This is a genomic window from Kaistia sp. MMO-174 (genome assembly GCF_037147815.1).
Classification (GTDB): Bacteria; Pseudomonadota; Alphaproteobacteria; order Rhizobiales; family Kaistiaceae; genus Kaistia; species Kaistia nematophila.
On record NZ_JBBCUO010000002.1, the window covers coordinates 1,025,412 to 1,037,810 of the forward strand.

General features: G+C 66.5%; 12 protein-coding genes. 2 read left to right on the forward strand and 10 right to left on the reverse strand.

From position 1 onward, the window contains the following. Window positions 1-8: 8 nt before the first annotated feature. Both WFK98_RS10760 and WFK98_RS10765 read right to left on the reverse strand, forming a co-directional pair. Complete coding sequence (locus tag WFK98_RS10760) at window positions 9-374, reverse strand: hypothetical protein (RefSeq protein ID WP_266338204.1); 366 nt, start codon at window positions 372-374, stop codon at window positions 9-11. Then, the gene (locus WFK98_RS10765; RefSeq protein WP_442907394.1) at window positions 371-847 is read right to left on the reverse strand and encodes a DoxX family protein; all 477 of its coding nucleotides are present in this window, start codon (window positions 845-847) and stop codon (window positions 371-373) included. The genes WFK98_RS10760 and WFK98_RS10765 overlap by 4 nt, the downstream gene beginning before the upstream one ends. Window positions 848-1,392: 545 nt before the next feature. Between WFK98_RS10765 and WFK98_RS10770 the strand changes: the two genes are divergently transcribed. Continuing rightward, complete coding sequence (locus WFK98_RS10770; RefSeq protein ID WP_266338007.1) at window positions 1,393-1,899, forward strand: MarR family transcriptional regulator; 507 nt, start codon at window positions 1,393-1,395, stop codon at window positions 1,897-1,899. Between the two features lie 41 nt (window positions 1,900-1,940). Here WFK98_RS10770 and WFK98_RS10775 read toward each other — a convergent pair whose 3' ends face one another. Further along, window positions 1,941-2,750, reverse strand: coding sequence for a bestrophin-like domain (locus WFK98_RS10775; RefSeq protein WP_266338008.1), 810 nt, complete (start codon window positions 2,748-2,750; stop codon window positions 1,941-1,943). A gap of 426 nt (window positions 2,751-3,176) precedes the next feature. Beyond that, on the reverse strand, window positions 3,177-4,139 hold the full coding sequence (locus WFK98_RS10780; protein WP_336800206.1) for a SphA family protein: 963 nt from the start codon (window positions 4,137-4,139) through the stop codon (window positions 3,177-3,179). A gap of 381 nt (window positions 4,140-4,520) precedes the next feature. On the opposite strand from WFK98_RS10780, the gene WFK98_RS10785 reads away from it, so the two are divergent. Further along, on the forward strand, window positions 4,521-5,603 hold the full coding sequence (locus WFK98_RS10785) for a hypothetical protein (protein ID WP_336800207.1): 1,083 nt from the start codon (window positions 4,521-4,523) through the stop codon (window positions 5,601-5,603). 106 nt (window positions 5,604-5,709) lie between these two features. Here WFK98_RS10785 and WFK98_RS10790 read toward each other — a convergent pair whose 3' ends face one another. From WFK98_RS10790 to guaB, 6 genes are all read right to left on the reverse strand, one after another. Beyond that, a complete protein-coding gene (locus tag WFK98_RS10790) occupies window positions 5,710-6,093 on the reverse strand; it encodes a hypothetical protein (RefSeq protein ID WP_336800208.1) in 384 nt (127 codons plus the stop codon). A gap of 342 nt (window positions 6,094-6,435) precedes the next feature. Next, the gene (gene guaA, locus WFK98_RS10795) at window positions 6,436-7,998 is read right to left on the reverse strand and encodes a glutamine-hydrolyzing GMP synthase (protein ID WP_336800209.1); all 1,563 of its coding nucleotides are present in this window, start codon (window positions 7,996-7,998) and stop codon (window positions 6,436-6,438) included. Between the two features lie 138 nt (window positions 7,999-8,136). Then, on the reverse strand, window positions 8,137-8,607 hold the full coding sequence (locus WFK98_RS10800) for a hypothetical protein (RefSeq protein WP_336800210.1): 471 nt from the start codon (window positions 8,605-8,607) through the stop codon (window positions 8,137-8,139). Window positions 8,608-8,718: 111 nt separating this feature from the next. Further along, window positions 8,719-10,032, reverse strand: coding sequence for an RsmB/NOP family class I SAM-dependent RNA methyltransferase (locus WFK98_RS10805; RefSeq protein ID WP_336800211.1), 1,314 nt, complete (start codon window positions 10,030-10,032; stop codon window positions 8,719-8,721). Between the two features lie 12 nt (window positions 10,033-10,044). After that, entirely contained in the window at window positions 10,045-10,452 is a 408-nt protein-coding gene (locus WFK98_RS10810) for an MAPEG family protein (RefSeq protein ID WP_336800212.1), read from the reverse strand. Window positions 10,453-10,734: 282 nt separating this feature from the next. Further along, a complete protein-coding gene (gene guaB / locus WFK98_RS10815; protein ID WP_336800213.1) occupies window positions 10,735-12,225 on the reverse strand; it encodes an IMP dehydrogenase in 1,491 nt (496 codons plus the stop codon). Between the last annotated feature and the right edge of the window lie 174 nt (window positions 12,226-12,399).

Genomic DNA, 12,399 nt, shown 5'->3' on the forward strand with positions numbered 1-12,399 from the left:
AGCCTCGACTAGTAGCAGGCGACGCTGAACGGCTGGTCCCGCGTCGCCGCGGCGGCCACCGGCGCCATCGTGCGGGCCGCCATCGCGCCGCCCGGCCCGGCAAAGCTGACCGCGGCCATCGCGCCCGTCGCCGCCATGTGCTTCGCCTGCGCCGCCTTGCCATGCGCCTGGATCTGATCGATGCAGGATTGGGCGGAGGCGTAGCCGCGAGCGCGTTCCTTGTCCTCGGCCGTGGCGCCGGGACGACTGGCCGCGACCTCGGCGGCCGCCTGCCGGCTGGCCAGGTCGGCCCGCACCGCCCCCATCCGCGCATCGCTGGTGCAGCCGGCCGTAAACAGGCACAGGCCGGCGATCAGAAGCTCTTTCATGTTCATGACTGGGCGCCCTTCTTCCGGATCGCGGAGCCATAGATCGCGACCAGCAGGCCTCCCACCACGGTGACGTGCTCCATCGCCACGTGGAACTCGATGGTCCGGAAAGGCTCCTCCATGGACCAGAAGCCGTGGGCGATCGGGATGGTCAGCAGGGTGAAGACGGCGAGCGCCCCGGCGCCGAGCCAGGTCCAGCGGTCGAGGATGACCAGCAGCGAGCCGCCGAGCACGACGACGACCGTCGCCCAGTAGAACAGGATGGCCGGCTCCAGCCCGAAATGCCGCATTTCGGCGACGCCCGCATCCATGTCGAGCAGCTTTGCCACGCCGCTCGACCAGAACATGAAAGTCAGCAGGACCCGGGCGACATAGCCGACCCAGCTCATGCGAAGGATCTGGTCCAGCTTCGTCCAAAAGCGCGGCGGCGCCGCGGCGAGGCTCTCGGAGCCGGAACGGCTCGATAGATCGATGCTCATGGTCATTCCATTTCATTGGCTGATAGGGCGGACGATGCCGGCGCGAGGCCGACATCGTTCCGGCGTCCTGGGCGACGGGCCCGGAGGCCGGCGCGCAGGACGGACACGGGTCGCGGCCGCCGGGAGGGCGGGATCAAGGGTTCCAAACGGCAATTCCATGCTCCGCGTTGTCCGGCGCAGACAAAGCTCCGCCGGCGACGGGAGCCGGGGCTCCCGAAGGATGAAGAGATCCATGCTTGTGTTTGCTGCCCGCTCCCGCCGTCAGGCCGGGCGCGCAGGCTATAGGGACCGGTGCCCCTGCCCGACGCGAGATCGCGAAGCAGGAAGAGCCAGCCTCATCGAGCGTTAGCGAAGGTCTGCGCGGAACCAAAGACCCAATTAGCTACAATTCTTCGCCTATTCTTTCCGGGCCGCCCCGTCGGCCTCCGCCGCGCCATTCCGTCGGCAACAGGTGTGACGACGCTCACAGCCAGCCGCCGCAAGACGTGCGAAACGGCATCCCCCCAATCGCAATACCGCCGTTCCCAGAGCCGGAAATCCAACGCATGACCAAGCTCGCCACCGGGATCACGCCTAGCGGGATCCCCAATGACGTCCTGCGGATCGAAGAGCATGCGGAAGTGGCGCTCGACTTCGAGCAACGCGCCCTGCTGGCGTTGGACGTATCCTGGCTCGAATACCGGGCCGAATTCCGCCGGCAGATGATCAAGCAGGGCTTCCTGAAGCATCCCTGGCGCAGCATCTTCGAGGCCGACATGATCTTCACCCTGATCGGCCACAAATGGCTGCAGGGCGAGATCCTGACCGTGAAGCAGGTCGCGACCTATTTCGAGGCCTTCACCAGCGACGTGACCATCACCCGTCACATCGACGACATGGTGGTCTCCGGCACGCTGGTGCGCACGCCCGACCCGAAGGATCGCCGGCGCCTCCTCCTGATGCCGACGCAGCGCCTGTTCGAGATCGGCCGCATCTTCCTCGAGGCGCGCAAGGCAATCGCCCGCCGACACGGCTATGTCTATGACCCGGCGCGCGCCGCCTCCGGACAATAGGCGTCAGGCCGTCACGCTCTCCGGACGGCCCGCTCCAGCCTTTATGGCGCCGGCAGCGGCGGCACCGTGACACCGCCCTTGAAGCCGGTTTCCGTCCAGTCATAGACGATCGAACCCGTGCGGAACGTCCCGAGCCGGGCCGCCGACAGGTCGAGGATCTCGACGATCACGATGGTCCACATGAGCGAAAGCAGCGCGATCAGCAGGCGCGACGGCCGCTCCTTGAGCCCGAGCTGATAGCCGAGGCACCCCATGCTGAGCATGGTCATGGCCATCAGCAGCCAGAAAATCTGCGGCGGCAGGCGCGTCTCGAAAGCAAAGCGCGAGCTGGTCGCGGCGTCGAACGCCTCGTTGAGCGACGCCATCAGCGACGCGCTGATCGGGTTCGGCTGCTCGCGAACAAGACCGGCAAGCTGGCCCCAGATCTGCGATTGCAGCGCGTTGGTGCGGGTGTTGAGCGCCTCGACGCTGCCGCCGCGACCGCCCTCGGCGAGCACGAACTCCTTGCGCAGCGCGGTATAGTCTTCGAGCAGCCTGGCGATCTCCTCGCCGCGCGGCGCGCCGATCGCCTTGGCGCGCAGCCAGGCGGTGCCGATCGCGTTCGCCTCGACGATCGTCCCCTGCCGGCGCTCGCTGAAGCGGGTCGTCGAGAAGGAAAGCGTCAGCGCCAGCACGAAGGCGAGCAGGCCCAGCATGCTGCCGACGACGACGCCCACTGTCTCGCCGGGCGCCGACTGTCGCCGCCGCAGGCCGATGCGATAGCCGACCTCATGCACCAGCAATTGCAAGAAGAGCAGAACGAGGCCGAACAGGACGATGCTGAACTCGGCAATCTCAATGAGAAGCGCCATGACGGCGGAGCTCCTGAAAGCTGCAACGGTGTAATCGGGGGAACAGGCAGATCACCGCGGAGCAGGCGCCCGAGCCTGGGCCGCTCTCCGGGTTCTCCGCCCGATGGCTGAGACATATCCGGAGGTTGACCGTCCGGGCGGCGATCGTCAATCGCCGGATCAGACGGTTCAGCGACAAAATCCCCGAATTATGCAGGAGATCTCGCAGCCAGGGATCAGCTCGCAGAGCAGAGACAGATCCCCTGAAATCAACGCCGGAATCATGCGTTGCCAAAAGGCTCGCCAGCATGGCGGGCGGTCCGACAAGCAGGCTCGCAGTGGCGACCGGATTATTTCAGCGTTTCGCGGAAACGCCGAAACGATCCATCTCCTTGTTCTATCGCGCTTTATTCACTCGAACTGGCATCCACTTCGCTCGAAAGCGCTCTAGTGGGACGACACGCCGAGCGGGAAAGACAGGGTCACGAACCCGGACGTGCCCTCGAGACGGTTCTCGACGGCAAACTCGCGGTAGACCTTGGCGCGCAGCGTGACGGGCGTGTTGCCTGCCTTGAAGTTCCAGGCGACCGTGCCGCCAAGCGCCGCGACCTGGCCCTCGAAATCCCCGAGGCTGGCGCCGGGGCCGCTGTCGCCGGTGATCTGCTTGTAATAGTAGCCGACGAGGCCGGCAGAGAACGCCGGCGAGAAGTTCTTCACCGCAGCCCACTCGGCATGGAATTCCGTGCCCGTCGTGTAGTCGGTGTCCGGGTTCTCGCCGTTGAAGGTCACGCCCACCACGCCCGAAAGATCGATACCGATCGTCGGATCGAGCCAGGTCAGCGCGCCGGAGAGGTCCGTTCCCCAGCGATGGAACGCGATATTGGCGATCTGGCCTTCCTGGTAGTCGCCGATGGGAACATTGACCAGGGTCGTGAAGTTCCAATGGAAATTGTCGTGGTTCCAGCCGATCTGCGCGCCGAGAACCGGATCGCCGACGGTGAACACGCTGTCGCTCACGGAACGGCTCGGTCCGCCGACGAGCGAGGCAGAGGCGCTGACGTCCTGCCCGCCGATCGGCAGCGTGCCCTGGAACGCCAGCGTGCCGCCCAGCACCGACAGGTCGGTGGACCAGAGGACGGTGGCCAGATTGATGTAGGCGTCGGCATCGATATTGGCGACGACCTTGCCGCCGATCGGAATCTCGCGGCTGGCGCCGGCGGAGCCGGAATAGAAATAGAAATCGTCCTGGATATACACGCCCTCGGGCGGCGTGATGCCGGCGAGCGGTCCCTTCGAACCCAGCAGGTAGAAGCCGACGCCCCCCTCGGCAGCGAAAGCCGCAGGCGCGGCCGCCACGGCCACGAAAATGGCCGTCAGGAGTGCCGAAAAGCGCCGCAGCTTCTGATCCATGGAGGTGCCTCTCGCAAATCAGGTCTGATTGTCGATGGGCTTGCGATCGCCGATCGATCCGCCACCTACCCGCCGCGATGACGAGACACTAACCGGCAGCGGCCCTCCTCGAATCAAAGTTCGGCCGCCTAGGGCAAGATTGTCATCAAATCAGGGCGCCGTCGATAGTGGCCCCGCAGCCGTCGTCAGTGCCAAAACCCATGGCTTTCGGACAGGGTTCCGATCGGGCCCTGCGCCCAGAGATCGCCGGCAGGGAGTGCTGCGTTCTTCACCCGGCGCGGGCCGCCGCTGCAAATAGGCGTCAAATTGCAGTCGATCCCGTTTGCTCCGACCCGCCGCCGCCCCCTAGGCGTGACCTTCTACAGCCACAGGGAAGAGACCATGCCGAAACGCCCGATCATCCTTTCCTCCACCCTCGCCATGCTCATCCCGGCATCTCCAACGCTCGCCGACGACGCGACCTGCTCCTGCCGCCATCTCGAAAGCATCCAGCAGGAGCTGAAGAATGCCGAGGCGCTGCTGGAGCTGCAGAAGAAGATCGCCCGGGAGCTCGAGGCGATCGAAGCGCCGCTGATCGAAGCGAAGAAGGACCCGACCCACCCCGATTCGGACGTCAACATCTACGATCGCTCGCTCCGCGAGCGGACACGGATCGTCAGCCGGTTCCAGTTTCCCTATCCGAAGGTCAAGGGCTACACCGGTCCGGAGGAAATCAAGATGCGCTACGGAACCTGCGAGCAGCCGACGCAGGATCTGGACGCCCTGCGGTCAGGCTCGCAGTGCCGGGAACTCGCCGACATCAACCTCGCGCATGAGGCGGCGCACCGGGCCGAATGCACTGCGATGGGCGCAGCCGAATACTGGAAGCGGCTGCCGAGCAAGATGGCGACGGAGGAAGTCGCCCGCTACCAGGAGCAGGCCGCCGCCCTGCGGCGCCTCCTGAAAAAGGTGCTCGACGACGGCGAGATGACCGTCGAGGCGCGCATGGAGCCGCGACTCCAGAGCCCGCAGTTCGATGTGACCTATTCCTACGCCACCGGCCCGATCCAGCTTAAGGGCAAGAGCAGCGGCGCCGACGAATGGTCGCTGGAGGGCAAGGGCGTCCAGGTCGGCCGGATCGCCCGGATGCGCCTCGCGGGGATGACATGCAGCTCGACCGGCCAGCTCAACACCGGCGTCGACCTGACGATGCGGACCGACGGCCTCACCATGGCGCTGACCGGCAAGTCGACGAGCGCGCCGGGCGACGTGAAGGTGCAGTGCCGGGGCGGCCACGGCATGTCGATGCGCCCGCAAAACGAGGTCGGCAACGGCGCCTATTTCTCCGGCCTGGAGGTGCGGACGGAAACCGATTTTTCCCGCGACGTCAGAGACATGGAGTTCGCCAAGCGGCTCGCTGGCGGCGGCCTCTCGGCCTCTGGCAAGGAGACGATCCGGGTAAAGCTGATCTGCCCGGGCGACTAGCGACAGCCCTGCCCGGACATCCGGTTCCGGACAGGACCTGAGCTCGAAGAGGAAGATGACCCTGCACTCCCAAAGGAGCGCAGCGTCACCACCATGGAGAAAGCGGTCAGCGCTTCGTCACGTCGAGGCAGGTCACGACGGCCGGCTTGTCCGCAGCCTGCTTGGCGCCGGCCTGGACATAGCAATAGGAGAGCGTATTGCCCTCGAGGTCCCCGAAGAAATAGCCATCCGTATCGGCCATCATCACGCTGTCGCCCCCCTTGGAGACGGTTCCGATGAAAGGTTCGGTGGTGACCGCGCCGCCCGACGCGGCGTCGCCGGCGATGATGCTCTGGCCCCAGAAGCGGCGATCGCTCTGGCCGACGATGCGGAGCGTGATGTCGCGTTCCGCTAGCAGCGGTTTTTCCCAGGTGCCCTTGCTGTCGGGCCAGTGCGGTCCGCCCATGCCGGCAATGATCGTATTGGTCTTTCCAACCCAATCCCCCTTCATGTCAGGGGTCTCAGCGATCGCCGCAGAAATCGTCATCACATTGCAAAGAAAAAACCAGCCCAGGGACTTCATGGTTCCTCGCGCATTGTTCGGTTTTCGAGTCGAATTGCGCCGTATCCTGCCATTACGTCCGGGGAAATGACAACGGCATGTTGTATTGCCGCAAACGTCGCGACCCGCCATTGCCGGGCCGCGCCGCATCCAGACCTTCGCGGCAGGACTATTCCGCGAGGATTGCGCCGAGCTGGCAGGTTAGGACAAGAAACCGGCGGCCCGGGCGGATCCCGAACGACACGCGCTCGATAGCAAAACGGCGGCAAACTTGCCGCCGTCCGTATCTCCTCATTCCCACTCGATCGTGCCGGGCGGCTTGCTCGTCACGTCGTAGACGACGCGATTGATGCCCTTGACCTCGTTGATGATGCGGGTCGCGGCGCGGCCGAGGAAGTTCATGTCGTAGGGGTAGAAATCCGCCGTCATGCCGTCGACCGAGGTGACGGCGCGCAGCGCCAGTACCGAGTCATAGGTACGGCCGTCGCCCATCACGCCGACCGTCTGCACCGGCAGCAGCACGGCGAAGGCCTGCCAGATCGTGTCGTAGAGGCCGGCCTTGCGGATCTCGTCGAGATAGATCGCGTCGGCCTTGCGCAGGATGTCGAGCTTTTCGCGCGTCACGCCGCCCGGAAGGCGGATCGCGAGGCCCGGGCCCGGGAACGGATGACGGCCGACGAAACTGTCCGGCAGGCCGAGCTCGCGGCCGAGCGCCCGCACCTCGTCCTTGAACAGCTCGCGCAGCGGCTCGACCAGCTTCATGTTCATGCGGGCCGGCAGGCCGCCGACATTATGGTGCGACTTGATCGTCACCGACGGGCCGCCCGAGAACGAGACGCTCTCGATCACGTCGGGATAGAGCGTGCCCTGGGCCAGGAATTCCGGCGCCCCCTTGCCGTCGGCGGCGATCTTCTTCGCCTCGGCCTCGAACACGTCGATGAACAGGCCGCCGATGATCTTGCGCTTGGTCTCGGGATCCGAGACGCCCTCGAGCTTACCGATGAAGAGATCGGAAGCATCGACGCTGACCAGCGGAATATTGAAATGCTCGCGGAACAGCGAGACGACCTGGTCGCCCTCGTTCAGGCGCATCAGGCCGTGGTCGACGAAGACGCAGGTCAACTGGTCGCCGATCGCCTCATGGATCAGCACGGCCGCGACGGCGGAATCGACGCCGCCCGACAGCGCGCAGAGCACCCTGCCCTTGCCGACCTGTTTGCGGATCTTCTCGATCATCTGCTCGCGATAGGCCGACATCGTCCAGTCGGACTTCAGGCCGACGATCTTGTGCACGAAGTTCGAAAGCAGCTTGGCGCCGTCCGGCGTGTGAACGACTTCCGGATGGAACTGCACGCCATAGAAGCGGCGCGCTTCGTCGGCGATCGCCGCGAAGGGCGCGCCCTCGGAGACGGCGATGACCTCGAAGCCCTCCGGAATCGCCATCACCTTGTCGCCATGGCTCATCCAGACCTGGTGACGGCTACCCTTGTCCCAGACGCCTTCAAAGAGCGGCGACGCCGTTTTCACCTCGACGAAGGCGCGACCAAATTCACGGTGGTCGCTGGTCTCGACGCGGCCGCCGAGTTGCGCCGTCATGGTCTGCTCGCCATAGCAGATGCCGAGGACCGGGATGCCGGCGGCGAACACCGCCTCGGGCGCGCGCGGCGAGCCGATGTCGCCGGTGCTGGCCGGGCTGCCGGAAAGGATCACGCCCTTCGGCTGCATCCTGGTGAAGGCGGCCTCCGCATTCTGGAACGGATGGATCTCGCAATAGACGCCCGCTTCGCGAAGACGGCGCGCGATCAGCTGCGTTACCTGCGACCCGAAATCGATAATGAGAATGCTGTCGGTCATGGAAGCGGCCCGGCGTCTGAGGGGAATGGCCCCTCGGTTAAGCGATCGGGCCGAAAACTGCAATCGCGGAGCTGCCATCCGCCGATGCATAGGTAAAGAAAACGGCCCGCTCCGGGTGGAGCGGGCCGAAAATCGCGATCAGGGCGCGGCCGTCTCGGGCGTATCAGTCGCCGGAGCCGGCGTTGCCGGAGCGGCGGGCGCCGGGGTTTCGGCTGCGGGCGCGGGCGTGGCGGCCGGTGCCGGCATTGCTGCCGGGGCGGTTTCGGCCGGAGCCGCGGGAGCGGGCGTCTCGGCGGCCGGTGCAGGCGCAGGCGCCGCCTCAGGCGCTGCCGGGGCCGGCGTTGCGGCCGGAGCCGGGGCTGCCGGGGTCTCGACGACGGGCTCGGGAGCCGGGGCCCAGAAGGCAAACTCGGCGCAGCCTTCCGGCGCCTTGGCGTCGGCGAAGCGTTCCTTCAGCTTCTTGCAGGCGAATTCGCGCGCGGCGGTCGGCAGCACCTTGTTGATCTGCACGCCGAACTGGTCGTTCGGGTTCGCCGCGGCGAACACGTAATAGGCCCAGTATCCCGCGAGCAGGACAAGGATGATGGCGATAAGCCTGAGCAGGCGCATAAGTCTACCTCCGTAATCGGGGAAACCCCGGGGCCGTCCTTCTATCGGCGCAACCACGCCGTGTCGAGACGAACGCCCGGGAACACCGGGAGGGCTCACAGATGAATGCGGTCAGGTGGTCCGCGTCAGCACGGAAACGAAGAACCCGTCTGTGCCGCTGGCAAGCGGGGTCATCAGAAGACCATTCGAGAGCAGGCGCACGGCCGGGCCGAGAATGTTCATCGATTCCTGCTCATAGGCTTCGACCACCTTCTGCGGCGGCACCATCTGGAAACCGGGATGCGACTTCAGGAAGGCGGCGATCTGGTCGGTGTTCTCTTCCTCCAGCACCGAGCAGGTGATGTAGGCGAGACGACCGCCGGTCTTGACGTAGCGGGCTGCCGTTTCGAGCACCAGCGCCTGGTCCTTGTTGCGCTCGGCGAGGCTGCCGGGGCGAATGCGCCACTTGGCGTCGGGATTGCGGCGCCAGGTTCCGGTCCCCGTGCAGGGCGCATCGACCAGCACCAGATCCATGCGATGCTCGAGATCGTCGAGCACGTCGCTGTTCGGACGCGGCGTGCGGACCTGGACGTTGCGGACGCCGGCGCGCGCCAGCCGGTCATGGATCGGCGCCAGGCGGCGGCGATCGCTGTCATGCGCGAAGATCTGGCCATGGTTCTGCATGGCGGCCGCGAGCGCGAGCGTCTTGCCGCCGCCGCCGGCGCAGAGATCAAGCACCTGCATGCCCGGGCGCGCGCCAGCAAACTCGGCCGCGAGCTGGCTGCCGAGATCCTGGATCTCGATATGCCCCTTCAGGAACGGCTCGGTCGAGGCGATGTGCGGCTCGGCCGATCCCGGCTCCAGCGGCAGGCGCAGGCAGAGCGTCGAGAGCGCCGGACGTTCGGGGGCACGGCCGATCGCGGCGGTCAGCTCGGAGGCGGCATGGTCCGCCTCGGCCTTCAGCGTGTTGACGCGAAGGTCGAGCGGCGCCGGGGTCGCCAGCGCCTGCATCTCGGCCACGACATTGTCGCCGAACACGCGGGCAAAGTTCGGCGCGATCCACTCCGGATAATCACCGCGGACAAAATCCGGCGCGCCCGCGAGCGGGTCGGCGGAAAGCACGGCGCGCTCGTCGTCGGTCAAAGGCGCCGGGGCGAAGCGCTCGCCGGAGAAGAGCTTCTCGATCGCCGCGATGTCGAGACCGCGATGCTGGCGGAACAGGCCAAGCAGGATCGAGCGGCCATCGTCGCCGCCGCCGACAGCCGCCGACGAGTTCTTGTGCCGGAGCGCGTCGAAGACGAGATCGCCGATGGCGCGGCGATCCTTCGAGCCAGCGAAGCGGTGCGCGAGGCCCCAGTCCTTCAGGGCGTCGGGCGCCGGGCGGCGACGGGTTGCGATATCATCGAGGACCTCGATGGCGGCGGAGATGCGTGCGGCTGGGATCATGGTTCCGCGCTTCTAGAGGATACGGACGGCAAGGTCGAGCCAGAGCAGGCAGACCAGGACGAAGCCGATGAAAAAGCCGGCATGACGCAGCGCCAGCAGCCCGCGGAGCGAGGCGATGGTGTGAACGAGGCGGCTCGCGACGAACAGCCAGGCGACGACGAGTTCCAGGATCGAGACGCCGTCGACGCCGAACAGGAAGCCGAGCACGACGAAGAAGAGCAGCGGCAGTTCGAACTGGTTGGCGAGGTGGCGGCGGGCCGTGGCCGAGGCATCGGGCTCCGCCACGCCGGGCGGAAAGTCCGTCGACGCGACGGCGCCGCTCGTGACGGCGTTGCGGCGCGTGATGCCGAGCCAGAGATAGCAGAGCGCGATCAGCGCGAACTGCGCGATCGCCGGCCAGAGAATGACGGTCTTCAGCATGGTGCCCCCGATCGATGCGCCGAGGCTCGCCGCATTTCCAGCGCCCGGCAAGGCGCAAACACGAAAAAGGGCGGAAGGTTCCCGCCCCCACCCGGCTCGACGCCGGACCGTCTTGGCTATTGGCGCATCACATCGCCTGCCCACCCACCGCCGTCATCCCTTCGAAGGCCGGGATCCATGCAGCCGCCGAGCTGGGAGATTCAGGAATCGCCAACCCGGCTGGATGGATCCCGGGCCAAGCCCGGGATGACGGCGAGTGTGGGAAGACGGGAAGCGGACCGATCAGCCCACGCCGGGGTAGTTCGGGCTCTCGCGGGTGATGGTCACGTCATGCGTGTGGCTCTCGCGCAGGCCGGCCGTCGAGATGCGGACGAAGCGCGCCTTGTCGCGGAAGACCTCGAGGTTCTCGGCGCCGACATAGCCCATGGCGGCGCGCAGGCCACCGGCGAGCTGGTGCAGCACGCCGCCGACCGGGCCCTTGTAGGGAACCTGGCCCTCGACGCCTTCCGGAACGAGCTTCAGCGTGTCGCGCACCTCGGCCTGGAAATAGCGGTCGGCCGAGCCGCGCGCCATCGCGCCGACCGAGCCCATGCCGCGATACGACTTGAACGAGCGGCCCTGGTACAGATAGACGTCGCCCGGGCTCTCCTCCGTGCCGGCGAGCAGCGAGCCGATCATCACGCAGCGCGCGCCGGCGGCGAGCGCCTTGGCGACATCGCCCGAATACTTGATGCCGCCATCGGCGATCACCGGCACGTCGGCCTTCTCGGCGATCGCGACGGCTTCCATGATGGCGGTCAGCTGCGGCACGCCGACGCCGGCGACGACGCGGGTGGTGCAGATCGAGCCGGGGCCGATGCCGACCTTGACCGCGTCCGCGCCGGCGTCGATCAGCGCCTGCGCGCCTTCGGCCGTCGCCACGTTGCCGGCCATGACCTGAACCCGGTTGGACAACTTCTTCACCAGCGTCACCGCGTCGAGAACGCGCTGCGAATGGCCATGCGCGGTGTCGACGACGATCAGGTCGACGCCGGAATCGATCAGCCGCTCGGTGCGCTCGATGCCGTTGTCGCCGACCGTGGTGGCGGCAGCGACGCGGAGCCGGCCCTGCTCGTCCTTGGCGGCGTTCGGGTTGAGCTGGGTCTTCTCCATGTCCTTGACGGTGATCAGGCCGATGCAGCGATAGGCGTCGTCGACGACGAGCAGCTTCTCGATGCGGTGGCGATGCAGCAGCCGGCGCGCCTCGTCCTGGCTGACGCTCTCCTTCACCGTCACGAGACCCTCGCGGGTCATCAGCTCATAGACCTTCTGATTCGGGTTGGAGGCGAAGCGCACGTCGCGGTTGGTCAGGATGCCGACGAGGCGGCCGGGCGTGCTCTCGCCCTCGACCACCGGGATGCCGGAGATGCGGTGCTGCTTCATCAGCGCCAGCGCCTCGGCGAGCGTCGCGTCCGGGCCGATCGTCACCGGGTTCACCACCATGCCCGATTCGAACTTCTTCACCTGGCGGACTTCTTCCGCCTGCTGCTCGGCCGAGAGGTTGCGGTGGATGACGCCGAGGCCGCCGGCCTGGGCCATGGCGATGGCGAGTCGCGCCTCGGTGACCGTGTCCATGGCGGAGGAAATGATCGGAATGTTGAGCTCGATCTCGCGCGTCAGCCGCGTCCGGATGTCGACCTCGCCGGGCATGACCAGCGAGTGGCCGGGCTGCAGCAGCACGTCGTCGAAGGTGAGGGCTTCGCGTCCGGTCGACAATTCTAGGATCTGGGCCATGGCCAACGCTCCGAATGCAAAAGACCGGCCGAGGGACCATAGGTCACCGGCGGGTCGAGGTTTCATCGAATAGAGTTGGCGGTGGTCTCTATCACGGTTGGGCCGCCCGTGAATAGTCTCGCACTGCACAAATTATCCCATATGTGGTGGCTGCGACGCGGGAAGCGGCCCGCC